Source organism: Senegalimassilia sp. (assembly GCF_977052095.1).
In genome coordinates this window covers 1-17,184 of record NZ_CDRSTZ010000044.1, presented here as the reverse complement: position 1 = coordinate 17,184, position 17,184 = coordinate 1, and the positions used below count along the sequence as shown (strand labels likewise).

The 17,184-nt window shown below is 59.7% G+C and carries 16 protein-coding genes; 7 read left to right on the top strand and 9 right to left on the bottom strand.

Going from position 1 to position 17,184, the window contains the following annotated elements; translation table 11 throughout:
- Positions 1-1,917 (bottom strand): molybdopterin-containing oxidoreductase family protein (locus ACWI6D_RS07685; protein ID WP_449134252.1); only part of this gene is annotated, 1,917 nt, incomplete at its 3' end.
- A 243-nt stretch (positions 1,918-2,160) separates the two neighbouring features.
- Positions 2,161-3,051, bottom strand: a complete 891-nt coding sequence (locus ACWI6D_RS07680) for a hypothetical protein (RefSeq protein WP_449134251.1) — start codon at positions 3,049-3,051, stop codon at positions 2,161-2,163.
- A gap of 588 nt (positions 3,052-3,639) precedes the next feature.
- Here ACWI6D_RS07680 and ACWI6D_RS07675 point away from each other — a divergent pair.
- Entirely contained in the window at positions 3,640-5,196 is a 1,557-nt protein-coding gene (locus tag ACWI6D_RS07675; protein ID WP_449134250.1) for a response regulator transcription factor, read from the top strand.
- Positions 5,197-5,230: 34 nt separating this feature from the next.
- Here the strand turns inward: ACWI6D_RS07675 and rhuM are convergent, their stop codons facing one another.
- From rhuM to ACWI6D_RS07645, 6 genes are all read right to left on the bottom strand, one after another.
- Positions 5,231-6,166, bottom strand: a complete 936-nt coding sequence (gene rhuM, locus ACWI6D_RS07670; RefSeq protein ID WP_288285055.1) for a virulence protein RhuM/Fic/DOC family protein — start codon at positions 6,164-6,166, stop codon at positions 5,231-5,233.
- Between the two features lie 252 nt (positions 6,167-6,418).
- Positions 6,419-7,153, bottom strand: a complete 735-nt coding sequence (locus tag ACWI6D_RS07665; protein ID WP_449134249.1) for a cytochrome c3 family protein — start codon at positions 7,151-7,153, stop codon at positions 6,419-6,421.
- 9 nt (positions 7,154-7,162) lie between these two features.
- Entirely contained in the window at positions 7,163-8,947 is a 1,785-nt protein-coding gene (locus ACWI6D_RS07660) for an FAD-dependent oxidoreductase (protein ID WP_449134248.1), read from the bottom strand.
- A gap of 214 nt (positions 8,948-9,161) precedes the next feature.
- Positions 9,162-9,692, bottom strand: coding sequence for a TetR/AcrR family transcriptional regulator (locus ACWI6D_RS07655; protein WP_303250882.1), 531 nt, complete (start codon positions 9,690-9,692; stop codon positions 9,162-9,164).
- A gap of 358 nt (positions 9,693-10,050) precedes the next feature.
- Positions 10,051-11,214, bottom strand: a complete 1,164-nt coding sequence (fucO, locus tag ACWI6D_RS07650) for a lactaldehyde reductase (RefSeq protein ID WP_449134247.1) — start codon at positions 11,212-11,214, stop codon at positions 10,051-10,053.
- 275 nt (positions 11,215-11,489) lie between these two features.
- Entirely contained in the window at positions 11,490-12,401 is a 912-nt protein-coding gene (locus tag ACWI6D_RS07645; RefSeq protein ID WP_302936435.1) for a hypothetical protein, read from the bottom strand.
- 486 nt (positions 12,402-12,887) lie between these two features.
- Here ACWI6D_RS07645 and ACWI6D_RS07640 point away from each other — a divergent pair, with 486 nt between their 5' ends.
- The 6 genes from ACWI6D_RS07640 to ACWI6D_RS07615 all read left to right on the top strand — a co-directional run bounded on the left by ACWI6D_RS07640 (position 12,888) and on the right by ACWI6D_RS07615 (position 16,032).
- Positions 12,888-13,199 carry a type II toxin-antitoxin system RelE/ParE family toxin gene (locus tag ACWI6D_RS07640; protein WP_449134246.1) on the top strand — a complete coding sequence of 104 codons (312 nt, stop codon included), beginning with the start codon at positions 12,888-12,890 and terminating at the stop codon, positions 13,197-13,199.
- The gene (locus ACWI6D_RS07635; RefSeq protein WP_302936438.1) at positions 13,189-13,473 is read left to right on the top strand and encodes an addiction module antidote protein; all 285 of its coding nucleotides are present in this window, start codon (positions 13,189-13,191) and stop codon (positions 13,471-13,473) included. The genes ACWI6D_RS07640 and ACWI6D_RS07635 overlap by 11 nt, the downstream gene beginning before the upstream one ends.
- Positions 13,474-13,768: 295 nt before the next feature.
- Complete coding sequence (locus tag ACWI6D_RS07630; RefSeq protein WP_449134245.1) at positions 13,769-14,359, top strand: hypothetical protein; 591 nt, start codon at positions 13,769-13,771, stop codon at positions 14,357-14,359.
- A 30-nt stretch (positions 14,360-14,389) separates the two neighbouring features.
- Entirely contained in the window at positions 14,390-14,641 is a 252-nt protein-coding gene (locus ACWI6D_RS07625; protein WP_449134253.1) for an FxLYD domain-containing protein, read from the top strand.
- Positions 14,642-14,811: 170 nt separating this feature from the next.
- Positions 14,812-15,351 (top strand): 4Fe-4S binding protein, encoded by a 540-nt coding sequence (locus ACWI6D_RS07620; protein ID WP_449134244.1) that lies wholly within the window; start codon positions 14,812-14,814, stop codon positions 15,349-15,351.
- Positions 15,352-15,462: 111 nt separating this feature from the next.
- A complete protein-coding gene (locus ACWI6D_RS07615) occupies positions 15,463-16,032 on the top strand; it encodes a 4Fe-4S dicluster domain-containing protein (RefSeq protein WP_449134243.1) in 570 nt (189 codons plus the stop codon).
- A 13-nt stretch (positions 16,033-16,045) separates the two neighbouring features.
- Here ACWI6D_RS07615 and ACWI6D_RS07610 read toward each other — a convergent pair whose 3' ends face one another.
- Positions 16,046-16,951: an IS1595 family transposase gene (locus ACWI6D_RS07610; protein ID WP_449134242.1), complete on the bottom strand. Its 906-nt coding sequence runs from the start codon at positions 16,949-16,951 to the stop codon at positions 16,046-16,048.
- Between the last annotated feature and the right edge of the window lie 233 nt (positions 16,952-17,184).

Here is a 17,184-nt window from a genome sequence, read left to right as displayed (position 1 = left end):
GGACATGGCTTCGGCGATCTTGCCCCACATCATGATCTCGTCGGCGGCCTCGAACAGATTCGTTACCGGCTTGCGCATGAGGTTCACGTTCAGGCGGTTCTGCACGAAGGCGTTCTCCAGCCACTCGCACACGGGGAACACGATGTCGGCGGCTTCGGTGGTGAAGCTGGTCGGGTACATGTAGCCGTGCACGATGAGGTCGAACTTCGGGAACGCGTCAACCCACGAGCTGGAGTTGCCGAGCGCGGCCATCTTGTTGCCGGAACGCTCGATCCACACCTTCGGCTGGTACGGCTCGCCGGTGAGCACGGCGGACAGCACCGTGGGGATGTGGCTGTGCATCCAGCCGCCGAGGCCCTTGTGCTCGCAGTAGCCCAGGCGCTCCAGGATGGCGTCGTTCGTTTGGAACTGGTACTTCGTGTCGCCGATGAAGCCCGAGGGGAAGATGGTGGATTCCTTCGACGTCAGGCCCTTCGAGCCAGCACCGCCCACCTTGTTCGCCGGGCAGCCGGAATGCCACAGGTGCGCCGTCATGCAGTCGAGCGCCGCGGCGCCGATGGCGGCCTGCGCCGAACCCGGGTACATGTCGGTGGCCACGCCCAGAGAGATGCCGCCGTGCGCGCTCGAGCAGTACAGCTCGATGGCCTCGATGATCTTCTCTTTCTTGCAGCCGGTGATCTCGGCCACGGTGTCAAGGTCGAAGTCGGCGCAGCGGTCCTTGTAGGCCTGGAACGCCGTCTTGCACGTGATGGTGGAGCCGTCGGCCAGCGTTACGTCCACGGTGCCGAACAGCTGCGGGTGATACGTGCCGTCGTTGTCCGGACCCAGGGCGAAGGCCTTCGTGACCTGGCCTTTTTCGGTGTCGAAGTACACGTAACCCTCGTTGTCGGCGTTCACGTCGTCAAACACTGCCGACGCGCGCAAAAGCTGACCGTCCTTCGTGATGTTCTCGGCAACCGGCGGAAGGCTGACGTTGTCACGCGGGTCAACCAAGAACGGCAGGTTCGTCCACTGCTCGCAGAACGTCTCGTAGCCGGGGATCTTCTCGTACAGCTTGTTCTCGATGATGTAGTGCATCCAACCGAGCATCATGGCCATGTCGGTGCCGGGCTTGATGGGCAGCCACACATCGGCCTTCGACGCGTCGGCCGTGAAGCGCGGGTCCACGACGACGGTCTTGCAGCCGTTGTCGCGCAGCTCGGCCACGCAGCGGCCGGACGTCGAAGGCGAATGCCACGCCGGGCCGGTGCCCCAGATGACGTAGACTTCCGTCAGTCCGCCGTACTTGGCCGGCTTGTACAGCTCCGAGCAGCCGGAGTCGGCGATGGACGTGTCGCCGATGCCGTTGACCAGCGGCATGGTGAAGTTACGCGGCAGGTAGCACTGCGCGCAACCGGGCTCGAACACGTTGCCCGCGCCCCAGAAGTTGCGGAAGCGCGGCGGGCTGAAGAACTGCGGGTTGCCGCCGCCACCGGTGGTGCACAGAAGGCCGTGCTTGCCGGTTTTGTCGCGCATGTCGATCATGTGCTGCGCGACGGTTTTCGCCGCCTCGTCCCAGCTGATGCGCTCCCACTGGTTGCCAGGCTTGGCGCCCACGCGCTTCATGGGGTACTTGTTGCGGTTGGGATGGTACAGCGCCTGGATGCCGGACAGGCCCTTCGGGCACATGCGCCCCTTCGACATGGGGTCGATGGAATCGCCCCGCAGCTTGATAACGCGCCCGTTGCTGACCGTGGCGATGACGCCGCAGTTCGCGATGCACGCGCGGCACGACGTGCGCACCTCGTGCACGTCGTTGTCGGCCCATGCCTTGTCGCTCGGCTTCATGTTGTGCGCGGCTCCAAGCCCCAGCGCGCCGACGGCGCCGGTGACCGCGGCCGTCTTCATGAACGAGCGACGTGTCATAGTCGTGGACAAAGCTTTCCTCCTCCTTTTGTTGCTTGCTTTACTCGTCTATAAGAGCGGGTGGATACAGGTGACGGAATGGGACAAAGGGACAGTCCCCTTGTCCCACTTTCGGCAATGAGCGAACGCAGGTCGCGGCGAGCATAGCGCGGGCGGGAAGACGAAGCGCGAACAGCTCAGTTGGCAAAAACAAAGTGCGCCCTGCCCTTTTCAACTGAACCCATGCTTCGCAAGGCGTCCCGCGATTCCCAAGCGCTATCGAGCGTTCGCGGTCTGCCGCTTGTGCGCCTCCAGCATCTGCTTGCCTGCGTCGGTTGCAACCCAGGCCCCTCTCCAAACCAACGCCCCGGCCTTGTCGAGCTTGTCAACGTAGAAGTCGGGCGAAAGCTTGTGGTGATCTGCCACGATGTCCTGGGAAAGCCCGGGCGTGGCCTTGAAAAACGCTTCGATTTCAGGGAACTTGCGCGGTGTGGTGCAGAAGTCCAGTACGGCGAAGTAGGTGTCGCGGCGGTGCGGGCGCAGGGATAGCTGCGCCTCGATGCGGCGCTCGGGAGCCAGCAGGCGCACGGCCTCGCGGCCCGCGTCGGTGACTTCGATGCGGTACGTGACCACCAGGTCGTCGACCTCGTCGGCGGTAAGGTTCGCCAGCTGCTCGGCCGTGACGGGGTTGCCCGCCTCGTCGAGCGGCGTTTGAGAAAGGCCGCCGGCGTCGGTGAGCATGCCGATCATGGTGAACGGCGTTTGCATGATGTGGCTGTACACGAACTCGTCGGTGGCGGCGATGAAGTCTTCGACTTCGGTGAAATCGCGCGGCTGCTCGCAGAACGCCAGCGTTTTGTACAGCGCCTCGCGCAACGCGTTTTGCGAGCCGATGCGCATGACCACGGCGTTCACGCGATCGGTGAACGTGGGCTCGTCGGGGAGTTCGTAGTCGGCGGCGGGCTGGGCGCCTTGCGCGATAGCGGCGGGCGTGGGCTCGGCAGCCGGGTCGAGTTGCGCGCCGGCGGCCGACGAGACGGTGGGCTTGTGCGCGGCGAAACTGTCGGGCTCGCTTTCGCGCATATCCATAAGGTAGCCGCCTTCGGCATATTTCTCGTAGCTTGCCGGAACCTCGAACTTCGGCAGCGGCTTGTTCTTGATGTTCATGAATGCCCCCTTGCTTGAAGCGGCGCCTTCGCGCGGCACGCTTGCAAACTGTCGCCCGCAGACCTGCGTCCACGTGCGCCCTTCTCTATTCCGGTAGCGGGTACAGGCTCGCAAGCCCACGCGCACCACAAAGGTTTTCGCAATCTCAAGCGCTCTCGTTCGCTTTCAATCGCCTTCACCATCGGAACGGCATTTACCTTACGAATTTTGCAAAAGCCCTGCATAGAAACTAGTTAACTATGTTGCAGCACTCATATGGTCACTTGTTAACTAGTCGAAAATGGACGTGTCGGTTTAGAATATCGACAGCAAGAAACCCGGCGCAGGGAGAGGCGCCGGGGATATGACAAGGGGACAGGCCGTTTGTCATATGGCAGGTCGAAAACAGCGCTTGGGGCCGAGGAAACTGTTTGCCCCAAGCGGAAGTTCGGCTTTCGGCCACACCGCAGCAAGAAGACGAAACAGGGTTGCTAGCAACAGTCTACTGAAGCGAACAGCATGACAAACGCCTTGTCCCCTTGTCAGAAACGTTACCAACACGTAAGGCGCGGGAGCTTCTCCCCGCCTTGTCCGCAAAGAGGGGGAAATATGGCACAGCGGGAAAGCGCGGCGCAGGAGCGCGTCGGGCGTCAAAACGAGGCGAGCCTGAGTGAGCGATTCTCGAAAGCGCTCGCGTCCATCGATCGGCAGGCGCCGACGCTTACGTATCTAGGCCTGGGCTGCTGGATCGCGTGGAACACCATCGCGTTTTCCGGATCGTTCTGGCTGCACGAAACCGACAACAGCAGCATCGCGGAGAACCTCATGCTCGTGCACCTGCTGGCCTGCTTCGTCACATTGGCCGCCGTTGCGCTGTTTTCCGACCGCTGTTCACGCTGGATAGCGAAGAACCGCACCACACTCATCGGCGGCGTGGTTGCATGCGCAGGTACGCTGCTGCTGTGCAACGCGCGCGCCGAAGTCTTCGGCGAGGCATTCCCCCACGCGGGCCTTACCGTGTTGTTCGCCAGCGGCTGCATCCTGTCCGGCGCGGGCACCACCATGCTGTTTCTGCGCGCCGCGGCGCTGTTCGGCACGCTTGCGCCGCATCGCGCCCTGTATCGCCTGGCCGAGTGCACGCTGTTCTCCATTGCAGTGTACTTCGTGCTGAACGGCTGCCCGCAACCGATTGCTGTGGCGGGATTCGTTGTGCTGCCGTTGCTGGGCGCGGGGCTGTTCTGCATCCGCCAGCGCGACGTGCGCGGCGAAAAGCAGGTGCTTTCCACGCCCGTGAAGCTGACGCGCAAGTTTTGGGTGCTGCTGCTTTCCATCGGGCTGTGCTCAACGGCGCTTGAGCTCATTCGCGCCTACATGTTGATCGGCGCGCCGCCATATTTCTCCATCGGCGCGAACGTCACCTCGCAGCTTATCGAGATTCCCCTGATGGCAGGCATCATGGCGGCCATTCTGCTCACGAAGTCGCGCCGCGACGGGTTTGCGAAACTGTATTCGGTTGCCGCATGCGCGTTGACGGTGCTGATCGTATGCATCGCCATGTTCTCGCTGAACACGCCCGCCGTAGCCGCCGGCGCCTGGGTGGTGTGCACGTGCTACAACATGGTGGTGTGGGCCATGCTGTACTATCTGGTGTACCAGTGGCGCGCCGGGGCGCTACGCATCATGGCGCTTGGCAATGCCGCGCTGTCCGGCGGCACGCTGGTGGCCAGCCTGTTGGCCATGGCGTATCAGGCGTCGCACATTTCCGGCAGCGCCATGCGCATCATCATCGCCGTCATCGGCCTTGCGGTGCTGGTAGACGTGCTGTTCGTATTCTCCGAGAAGCAAATCAACGGCATGCTGCTGCCCGTCGACGAGGGCAGCGAGGACGCAACGGCAGGCGAAGGCGGCGCGCAAGGCGCGGCCAAGCAGCCCGGCAAATGGAAGCTTGCCTGCGAAGAAGTGGCGAAGGCCGCCGGGCTTTCCGCCCGAGAAACCGAGGTGTTCCTAAGCCTTGCCCGCGGCCGCACCGCGCAAGAAATCGCTGAGCGCGAGGTGGTGTCAATTTACACCGTACGCGCCCACACGCGCTCGATCTACGCGAAACTAGACGTCCACAGCAAGAAAGAACTCACCGCCCTGGTGCAAAAGCACGTTGACGAGGGGTAGAGCTACGATTTCCATAGGCCATAGCAGCTAAGTATTAGCGACCGCCCTTTGTTGACAAGAAGCTCATGGCCAAAGCCACCATCGCCTCTTTCTCTTTAGGCTGAGATTCAGCAATCATGATAGTCAAGGCAACGAGCGCGCTATCGGAAATGCACTTCGTCCCATTCGCAAATAGGGCGCCATTGACATGAAGGAAATAGAGAAACAAAGCTGCCGCAATACGCTTATTCCCATCATGGAAAGAATGATTTTTCACAATAAAGTATAGAAGGTTTGACGCTTTCTCTTCCAGACTCGGATAGAGCTCTCGACCATCAAAACTTTGGTATATTGCAGCAATACTCGACTTGAACGACTCGTCCTTTTCAGACCCGAATAAATCACTCTCAGCCGAAAACGACATGGAATCAATCAATTTTCGGCATTCTTCATAATTAAGGATATATATCGTTTTCCGGCCCTTTGGCTTAAGAATTCGCTGGTGATCATAGTCATCCAGCAGCGTCAGCGCATTCGTATAGGCTTTAACAACCGCCAAGATATCGGTTGATTCAAGAGACTCAGGGATACGTTCCATCACCTGCACGATTTGACCCAATTGTGCAAGCCGCTTCTTATTCTCTGCATATCCCGTAATGACATACTGTCTCAACACCTCGGTTGCCCATCGACGAAACTCCACGCCACGCTTTGACTTCACGCGGTAGCCAACGGAAATAGCTACATCGAGGTCGTAAAAAGCCACCGGTTTATCCGATTGTGCAATGTGCAAATAATGCACATTGCTTTCCTTATCAAGTTCCCCGTCCTTAAAAATATTGCTGACATGGCGCGATATCACGCTTCGATCTTTTTCGAAAAGCGAAGCCATCTGATGCTGCGTCAGCCAAACAGTATCCCCATCAAACTCAACATCAAGACGGATTTCCTCATCAGCCGACTCAAATACCACGATATCGCCCAGTCTCAATCACTTCTCCTCTCCTCATGAAACATTTGTTCTATTATAATCAGTACATGCGTTTGTGTCAAACCATATCAAAATACAGCAGCCAGATTTGCCCAACCACCAGCCAATCTTGTATACCAAGTGAACCCAACGAAAAAGCCCCGCCGAGAGCTCGGCGGGGCTTGAGGAGGGGGTATGGGGTTGGGGGGACGGCGATGCCCTTGCTTTCGAATTCGTTCACGCTCGCGTGGCGCGCATCGCCGGCAGGGTTGGTTATTCGCTTACAGCAGCGGGCTCAAGCGCCTCGGCTTCCTTGTAGCTGACCCAGCCATCGAGGATGGTGGCGTCGCTGTGGCACTTGCTGCAGTACACCGTGGATGCGCGGTGCGCCTTGTGGCACTCGTTGCAATCGACCTCGCCGTGCTCCTCGACGTGCGGGTTGCGCTTCATGTAGCTCGTCTTCTCGATCAGGTCGTCGCGCGTCATGGCGGAACCGTCGTCGTTGGCATGGCAACCGGAGTTCAGGCAGAACGCCTCGCTGGCAATGCCGCGAGCCGCCGTCAGATCCGAAAGCGCCTTCTCTTCAGGCACGAAGCGCTCGTCGGTGGTCTGGACGACCTCGTAGCTGCCCGTCAGCCAGCCGATACCCTCGGTGACCTGCTCGGACATCTGCGGCACGTGACACTGCACGCACGTGATGCCTTCCTGGGCGTGCACGGGGGCCAGCATGCTCGATGCATCGGCCACCTCGTTGCCCCACTTGTCCGTGGCCGACTCGCCCGGCGTGGCTTCGTACGTGGTCAGATAGCCATCCATGGGCGTGTGGCAGATAGCGTTGCAGAAGCTGGGCTGGTCGTGCCATACCATGAAGCCGGCGCCGGCTACAACCACAACGGCCGCAACCACGCCGATGATGCCGGCAAGCTTGCGCTTGCTGCGCTTCACAGAGGGCGCACTCGCTGCTTCACCTGCGGAAACGTTTTCCGCGGCCTTGTTTTCCTCGGTCATGGCAACTCCTTACTTGCCCGCAGCGGCGTTCTCGCCGGCAATCTTGCCGAACACCATGCACATGCCGCAGGACAGGCCCTTGAGCGAGATGGGGTACTGCACGTTGAAGCGGCCGCCCTGCGGGGCGCCGGCCACGTACAGGCCCGGGATGATCTCGCGATCGGTGTTGTACACGTGGCAATCGCTGTCGGACTCAAAACCGCCCAGGTTCGCCAGCGTCAGGGCAACGCCGCACTCTGCCGCGTAGAACGGGCCGTTTTCCAGGGCGAACAGGCGCTTGCTGGACTTGCCGAAGTCTTCGTCGAAGCCGGCCTTGCACAGCTCGTTGTAGCGCTCGATGGCGGCCTTGGCCTTCGTGACGTCCATGCCGTCGATCTTCGCCAGCAGCTCGTCGATGGTGTCGGCCTTCACGCAGCGACCCTCGGACACGGCGGCCTCGATGTCCTCGGGGCAGCGCACGTTGATCTTCAGGCCGGCCGGCGTCCAGTCGGGCAGCGGCTCGTCGCGGTAGATGCACGCGATGCCGTGCGCGGCCGGGAAGTACTTCAGCTGCTCGGGCCACGAGGCGTCGAAGAACTGGTAGGCCTTGCGCTGCGGCTGCAGCTCCACCTGGTTTTCCAGCTGCTGACCAGGCACGTCTTCGTTCATGAAGCGCTCGCCGCGCAAGTTCAGCATCAGGAAACCGTTGTTGCCGATAACGCCGCGGCCGTCGGAACCGGCGCCGCCGCCCATGTGATGGATCATCGGGGCGTGCCACTGCTCGATGGCAGCACCTGCCCATACGCCCATCTTGTGGCCGTCGCCGATGTTGGTGTAGTTGCCCTGCGCGTCCAGGTCAAGCGACAGAATCTGGTTGCCGTTCTCCACGCACGCCGGCGCGAAGTACTTCATCATGTCCTCGTTGGCCAGGTAGTCGCCCGTGCACAAGATGACGCTTTTCGCGTTGATTTTCAGGTACTTGTTCGCGCTGGTGTCCTGCGCGTAGATGCCGGTCACGGAGCCGTCGTCAGCTGCGATGAGTTTGATGCCCTTCGTGTTGTAACGCACCTCGGCGCCTGCGTCCTCGGCCATCTTCAGGTTGTCGGCCATAGCCGTGGCCAGGCTGGCGAAGCCCACCGACGTCGGGTAGCAGGGCATGTCTTCCTGCGTGTAATCGTACTCGTCCAGCATCGGGTAGAAGTACGGGTACAGGTAGTGCGCGCGATCGGCCTCGGGCACCTCCTCGTAAGACTCGGACGCGATGTACATGTCCGGGCAACCCTGCACGAACCAGTCAAGCGCCTTGCCCGACTCGTCGCAGTAGCGGCTGATGATGCCGAAGTTGGAGTGGTGGCTGCCCTCCTCCATGTGCATGTTCACCACCATGTGCTTGTCAAGGAAGCCGTCGCCGCGGCCCCACTTCGCCATGGTTTCGCCACCCAGGATGGCCATGTCGCTGGCCACGCTGTTGATCTGGGAAGATGCCTCGATGGCGATGACTTTCGCGCCCGCTTCGGCAGCGGAACGCGTGGCGGGGACGCCCGAAGCGCCCAGGCCCACCACGACGACGTCGGCCTCAAGCGTCTCGGCAACGTCGCTGTCGGAGATCGAAGGGGCCTCGCCCAGCCACGGCATAACGCCCGTGCCGTCGTAGCCGACCGTCTGGCCGTTGGCCGAACCTGCGCCGGAGCCGGCACCGCCCGCAACGCTGACCACCTTCGGCGCGCAACCCGTCAGGCCCGCGCCCGCAAGAGCGGCGCTGATGGCGGCCGCGCCCGTCAGGAAGCCGCGGCGGCTAATTCCCTTGTTGTCCATGCTTTCCTCCCGTAAGGTCAAAATATGCCGGGTTTGACCCATCCCGGCCTTGCGAGGGAAAGTATAGAAAGCCCGCAAGCGGCGCAAAATTGACGGTGAACGCTTTTCGTATGGGAAGAAGTTGACTTTTTCAGCGAATGGTAAAGCTATTTATGCTTGCAAAAGAATAATACGGACAACTTCTGGCACTTTGTGGAACGGGAGAGGGCGAACGCTACTGAAAATACTTCGCAATCCCGGCCGGGATGCACAGCGAAATCAATTCGACCAGCTGCTCGTTAGAGAAATCCATGCCCTGATCGAACCAGTGGCGCGTGCAGCCGGCGCAGCCCTTCGAGAAAAAGTCCAGGCAAAAGCCCACGGCACCCTCATCCGCCACGCCGTACACGCGCACGCGCTTGCCATAAGCGTCGCGCAGCGCGTGATGCATCACACGGTACAAGCTGTTCACGTCTTGCGAGGTGAATCCGTTACGCAAAAACGTTTTGCGCTGGCGGCACTGCGTCAGGAAATCAAGGTAGCATTCGCCAAACGGCGCAAGCGTGGCCATGCGGTCGAACTGCTGGGAGAACATGTCGCGAAAACAGTATTCCATCAGGTGATACTTATCCGTGAAGTGATGGTAAAACGTCTGCTTGCTCACGCCTGCCAAGGCAACGATCTCGGAAACGCGTACCTGATCAAGCGGCTTTTGCTCCATAAGCTGCTCAAGCGCGCCGGCAAGCTGCCGCTTCGATTCCGCCATGTTCGCTCCTTTCGTTAGACCGCACTCCAACGCGCATAGCATAGCGCAAGCCAGCCAGGCCCAATGTAACGGAAAGGTTTCGAAGCGGCTCGCTTTTTCAAGAACAAGAAAAGCCGAAACAAGACAATCCCAGCAGGCCATCGCGCCCCTTTAGTAGCACGCAATGGCAGGTAGGTAGAGGGACCGAGGCGCAAGACGGATTCGCCAAAGAAGAGAAGGCGGATGCGGAGCGGACCCACCAAACGAAAGGGCCCTTATCCCCTACCCCACTTTGGCAACATCAACCCTACCCAGCGCAGCAGAAAAGCTGCCGCGCCACCATCCGGCAGCGCGGCACTCGATACCGAAGCGTCAGACCTTACGCCATGATCTTGCGGAACAGCTCGACCACCTGGTCGTGATCTGCCTCGCGCGGGTTGCCCGGGAAGCAAGCATCGGCCATGGCGTCGCTTGCCAGCTGATCAAGATCTTCGGCAACCAAACCTGCACACGTATGGGGAATCTCCACGTCGGCAGACAGCTGACGCACTGCCGCAATGGCGGCATCGGCAGCCTCTTCCGCGCTCATGCCCGCAACGTCGACGCCCATCGCGCGCGCCACATCAGCCAAACGCTCGGCAGCAACCGGCTTGTTGAATTCCATAGCAACCGGCAGAAGCATTGCGCACGCCACGCCATGTGGCGTGTCGTAGTGCGCGGACAGCGTATGAGCCATAGCGTGATCGATGCCCAAGCCCACGTTCGAGAAGCCCATGCCAGCCACATACTGGCCAAGCGCCATGCCTTCACGACCCTCACCAGGCTTACCGCTTTTCGCCTCAGCGTATGCCGCACGCAGATTCTTCGAAATCAGCTCAATGGCCTTCAAATGGAACATGTCGGACAGCTCCCACGCGCCTTGCGTGGTATAGCCCTCGATGGCATGCGTCAGCGCGTCCATGCCCGTAGCAGCAGTAAGGCCCGCAGGCATAGACGCCATCATGTCGGGGTCCACAACGGCCACATCGGGGATGTCGTTCACATCAACGCACACGAACTTGCGCACCCTTTCCGGGTCGGTTATGACGTAGTTGATGGTAACCTCGGCCGCCGTGCCTGCCGTGGTGGGAACGGCAATGGTAAACGTGGCATGATTCTTCGTGTCGGCCACACCCTCAAGGGAAACAACGTCGGCAAATTCTGGATTCTCAACAATGATGCCGATGCCCTTCGCCGTGTCCATGGCCGAACCGCCGCCAACGGCCACGATCATGTCTGCACCCGAAGCCTTGAACGCATCCACGCCGTCCTGCACGTTTTTAATGGTAGGGTTGGGTTTGATCTGGTCATACAGCGCCCACGGAATGCCTGCGGCGTCTAGCTTATCCGTGACTTTGCCCACCACGCCGAATTTCACCAGGTCAGGATCAGAGCACACGAAGGCTTTTGCGAACCCGCGACGCTGAATCTCCCCAGGAATCTCCCCGATTGCACCAACACCATGATACGAGATGTTATTCAGCACGAAACGATTGACCGCCATAGCGGCACCCCCTTTTTCTCGGCAGGCCAGCAACGTCCCCTTTGCCAAGCCTGCACCTACAAGATAATCCCCAGTGTAACGCTGCTCACCGCCGCTCGCCCCCAAAATTGCCACGCTCACGGCTACAATTAGGTAACAAGAGGACCACCTTCGAGCCGATAAAGACGCCGCAATCCCACGAACAAGCGAATTGCAAGCAAACCCATAAGATTTGAGAGTTCAATCCAAGTAAACGAAGGGAGGCGTCCTTCCCTAATTTCCGAAATCTACAGATATTAAGGTAATCGAATCTTTCGAAGCGCAGCTCCTCGCCTTTGCACGCCAGCTTTTCCCTTGAAGTAATACCAAACGAGGTTATCAAACTGCTTATATTCAATGGTTATCGGCTTTTTCGATTTACTCGCAATGCCCTTGAGCACAGCATCAACTAAACCCCGATAGCACGAGTAACCAGATGCATCGTCCCCATCAGAACAACCTTCCTTAAACCCCTTGGTTTTCCTACTATTATTCTTAACGTTTTCCCTGGCGTTTTTCCCAACCGTGCTAACGATTATCCCTTTTCTCGGTCCACGCAATAAAGGCCTACAGCAGCTCCCAAGAAGAGCCAATTCTGCATTGTCTGCATACATATACACGTAATATGGGAGAACATCGGCAACGACATTGTCGAAAATACAATAGTTGTCTTGTTTGAGCGACCGAAGGCTCACGTAGGCACAAAACTTCGTAGCAAACGAAAAATTGTACTTTTGCTCCATTTTGCCTATATCCGCAATAAGCGAATCATCCTTTTCTAATAAGCGTTTTCGCAGATTGGAAATCCCACTAATTCGCTCTATGGTCTTTTTCCTACCGCCACCTCCACCCCGCGGCCCTTCAGCAGCTAAATGAGTCGTGTTAACTCGATCAATATCATCAACGATCAATGCGAGATTGTTTTCGTTAAGCTGACCACCATCCGAGAACAGGTTCTTGTACGCCTGAGCAATCTTGTCATCCTCACCGTTGTAGTCGGAATCGTTCTCTATTAATGCTGAAACAAAGGCCAAATTCTTTTCAGTAAAAGCTGGAAACCCGAATTGATCAAAATCGAAGAGGTAGGGGTTTTCTGTGCGAACTTTCCCGGCGGGAATGTATTTGACCCCCAACGCAGGCTCATTAAGCTGGATCTCGATAACACTCACGGCAAGACCTCCCACGTGATTCCGAAAGCGCGAATTTAGCAAGCAAAGCGAAGCCGTCCACCGCTCTTTTTGCGAAACACGCCATAAAGCGGAGCTGCCAATCTTTTAGATTTCTCTCTTGCTTCTGCAAAGATGCTACCACATTCCGAAAATATAATCGAACATTCGTGCGATTATTTGTGCTATACTTCCAATTGTCGAACCAATGGGGGCGCGGCCGTATTTGCTAGCAAACGGCCGTCCATGCGCAATCGCCTTACCACGCCCTCAAGATCCTCTTCAAATTGCATAGCTGTATTTGCGAAACGGTGTCTCCGCCTTGGGACCTTGCGCCCAATTGCCATATCCCTTGGCAAGCTACCCGCGAAGCGACAACTCCCTAGCGAAGTACATCCTCGCTACCACGGAGCCTTGGCTTCAACGCGTCTCGCAGATTCGCAGCTCTTGCAGAACTGTATCCGATTAGATACACTTGAGGAGGAGTTCATGGAAGTCCGAATGACACGAGAATTTAAAAAATGGTTCGGAAAACTAAGGGACGGTAATGCGAAATCGGCAATTGCTCTTCGGATAGGATCCGTGCAGTTGCACGAACAGATTTCAGGGGACTGGAAACCACTTGGAGAAGGCATCCTTGAACTGAGGTTTCATATCGGCCCAGGTTATCGGGTGTACGCAGCAAGAGAGGGATCAATGCTTCTCCTTCTGCTTCTGGGAGGGAACAAAGCAAGCCAGCAAAGAGACATAAAACACGCTAAGCGCATTCTAAAGAAGTGGAGGAACAGCCATGCGCGTTAAAACTTACGAATGGAACGTTCTCGATTATCTCAAAACCGAAGAGGATTACGCCCATTATTTGAATGCCGCCATCGAGGAAGGCGATCCCGACCTGCTGCAAATGGCTATTGGCGACATCGCACGCGCTAAGGGGATGACCAGCGTAGCGGAAGACGCGGGACTTGGACGCGAAAGCCTTTACAAAGCCCTGCGCGCCGAGGCGAACCCTTCGTTCAAAACTATCGCGAAGGTAGCGAAAGCTTTGGGGCTGAAGATCACGTTTGTGCCGGCATAAGACAATCTTGACGACGTAACGCCAAGGCCGGCAGCATCACGCCATCGTAGAAATTGCCGACGCATCCCTGGGCTGAAAATGGTCGAGTGCAAAAACGATCTCGAGGAAGCACTGCGTCAGTGCTGATTGCTGCGCAAGCGATGCGCAATCGGTGCGTCAGCATGCTCGCATGTTTTCACTGATTTTTGCATTTTACCTGTTAGAGACGCATTTTTGGCATTGTCTTGTCAGTGGCTGAATGCGGCGGTCGCCCCTATACTTGAGAAGCGTAAGCACACAAGGAACGGGGGCGAACATGTTGCAAGAAGCCGCATCATCGATGCGATTCAGCACACCGAGTTCACCAATCAATGTGCCACAATCGTCAGCGGACATGCACGTTTCGAGGCACGCGGCCCTTTGTGCACTTGTACTGTTTCGCTTTGCCGCATGCCTCGTCGCCGTCACCGGCTGCGCTTCGCAACCAATGGCAACCGACGAAGGTACGGCGGGCTTTCCCTCTACGCCCTCTTCGCAAGGCACGGACGCGCCTGAGCAATCTCCCTCCTCCCCCTCAGGCGCGTCCACCTTCGCCGCAAATCTTCCCGATGCCGACGCGGCAGACGCCGCCAGCGCTCAGCCGCTTATCATCGAGGAAACGGGCTGGTGGGCCAAAGATGGCTACGTGCATTACGGCATAACAGTGCGCAATCCTAACAGCGTTGCCGCAGCAAACGCCGTTGTGCAGGTAACGCTATTCGACGAGCAAGGCACCGTCCAGGGAACTTGGGAGAGCGCAATCGGGCTTGTTAAGGCCGAACAAACCGTTGGATTTGCCGGAGAAGCTGGCGACGGGCTTGTGCCGGATCGCGTGGAATTTGCCATGGACGACAACTCCGTGACCTGAAAAGACGGGTCTTTAACATCGCCGTTCGCCATCGGCACATTCAGCGAAGAGGACAATCTGTACTTCTGTTACGAAATCACGGGGCAAATCACGAACGCCACCGATGCATACGAGTCAACCGCGAATCTGTCGGTGCTACTGCGCGATGACGAGGGGCGCATTGCAGCCGGCTACACCGGGTCGGCATACCGCATAAAGGCGCAGCGCACGAAAGATTTCCTGGTCACACTGCACTCCGCGCCCGACCACGCAAAGGTCGAGGTGTACGCGCAGCCGGCCTGACAAGGGTTGTAAGGGGAAACAGCCGAGCGGCTCGGGGCTCGGGGCTCGGGGCTCGGGGCTCGGGGCTCGGGGCTCGGGGCTCGGGGCTCGGGGCTCGGGGCTCGGGGCTCGGAAAAGCGTCTCGCACGCAGCATAAATTGCTAGGCAAACCAAGGATGAGGGGGGATGCGATGCCGAGTATAAAAACCTATATCGACCTGCTGGAACGCTTGCAAAGCGTCAACGTGCACGTTGATGCGCAGCGCTGCCTTGCCGTACGCAACCGCAATATCGCATGCGGGCGCTGTGCCCAAGCATGCACATCGGGCTGCATCAGCGTGAGCAATGGGCTCCTTAATGTGCATCCCGAGCACTGCATCGGATGCGGAACGTGCGCATCGGTCTGCCCGACCGGCGCGCTCTCGCCGCGAAAACCCGATGACCGCGCGCTGGCGCGATCAGCTGCCGCAGCTATGCGAGCAACCGGCGGCACGGTGGTGTTCGCCTGCGAGCAGCTGATTCACGCAGCAGGCAACGCCATCAACCCCGAAACCGTAGTGGCCGTGCGTTGCATCGGCCGCGTAGATGCAAGCCTGCTGGTGCTCCTAGCATCCGCAGGCGCAAAAGCACTGCGCCTGACCTGCGGCAACTGCGAAAAATGTGAGCATTCACCCGGAAAGCGCGTTGCGGAAGACATATGCCAAGACGCCAACACCATACTCGCTGCTTGACAAAGCGGCTCCCACGTCAGCGTTTCCCCTAAGCTGCCTGCGTACTGCCGCGCCACGCGCAAAGCTTCCTGGGACCCCGAGCGCCGCGCATTCCTGCAATCCGCGCGCGATTTGGGACGCGACGCCGCCACCGACGCCGCAGAGTTGGCAATCGACCGCGCCTTCGACCACGAAACCGCCGTTGAGCACACGCGCCGAGCAGCCATGGAGACAGGCGCACTGCCAAGGTTCTTTCCACCACGCCGCGCCGTGCTGCTTGACGCGCTGAAGCACATGGAGCAACCGGAAGACGTCATGATCGGCACACGCGTATGGGGGTACGCCGTCATCGACGACGACCGTTGCTCGGGCTGCGGCATGTGCGCCGCATTCTGCCCCACGGGCGCGCTTACAAAGAGGGAAACTGCAACGCCGGACGCAAACACGTGGCTGGCCAGCAGAAACGGCGCTTCCCACATAACGCTTGTCCATGCACCGGAACTGTGCCTGCAATGCCGCGCATGCGAGCAGCTTTGCCCCGAACACGCTCTCATGCTTTCGGACGAGGTGTTCGCCATCGACATAGGCCGCGGGCGCATCGACGAGCACCAGCTCCGCGATATCCACCGCGACAAAGGCGGGCCCAACGCCATCCGCAACTCCATGAGCAAGCTCATCAACAGCCCCTATGTAACCGGATAGCAAAAACTCTATGTTAAACCACCGTTGACATCTGTCGTACCCACCAGCTGTAATCGGGATGAGGCTCGATGTGGGTGATCCTCCTCGTGTAGAAGCACTCGCCTTCGGCCTCGTGGCGGAACAGGAGCTGCCTGCGGTCGCGCCCGCCTCGCTTGAACTGCTCGCGCCAGCAGAACCAGTCCAGGTAGCGCCGCAGCCTGCGCGTGGACACGCCGTGCATGGGCGCCAGGAACCCGCGCAGCCGGGAGCGCAGGGCGTTCACCGCGTTTATGTCGGCGGCCGCCGGCCCGCCCGCCTTCACCGACCGGTGCGCCGCCCGCCCCGCGGTCGCGCCGACGTAGGCGGGGTTGTCGTCGGTGACGAAGGAGCTGCCCCTGGGCACGGCGGCGAGCGGCGCCAGGCCGGCGTCGCCGGCGCCGATCGCGCCGCGCTCGCCGAGCGCGCAGAAGCAGTCGCCCAGCTCGTTGACGCCGCACAGCACGCAGAACGAGCGCTTGGAGCGCCCCTTCTGCCCCCGCCGGCCGTCCTGGCCGTTGCGGTGGCGGCGGCGCGGCATGGCGAACGGCCCGCTGCGCGAGTGGTTGCCCGACAGGTTCTCCCTGATCAGGAGCTCGTCGACCTGGAACTCGCCGGCCCTCGGCGCCGGGGTGCGCGCCGCCATCACCTCGCACGCGCGCATCCTCATGAACCACGCCGTGCACAGCGACGCGCCGCAGCGCCGCGCGCTCTCGCGCAGGCTCGGCCCGTCGGCCATGCACTCGGCGAACGCCATCCGCGCCGACGCCGGCAGCTTCGACCGCGACAGCAGCCCGAGCGTCTTCGCCGACCAGGTCCTGCCGCACCCCGGCACAGCCAGCGCTGCTCGCCCGAGCGCCCGCGGCCCTTGCGCACCGAGCGCCCGCAGCCGCAGCGCGGGCACGCGCCGGCCCGCCCGTCGGCGCCCGCAAGCGCGTCGGAGGCCATCTCGTCGGCGATCGCCGCCTTGAGCTCGGCCACGAGCGCGAGCTTCTCCTCGCGCGTCATCTTAGACGTGATTTCGGATAGAATGGGGTCCACGGGCCCTCCTCGCATCTCGGTTTCTTGGTCGATATCGATGATACAGGAGGGCCCTTCCTCACCTGTCCCGCACGTGGGACTATGTCAACGGTGGTT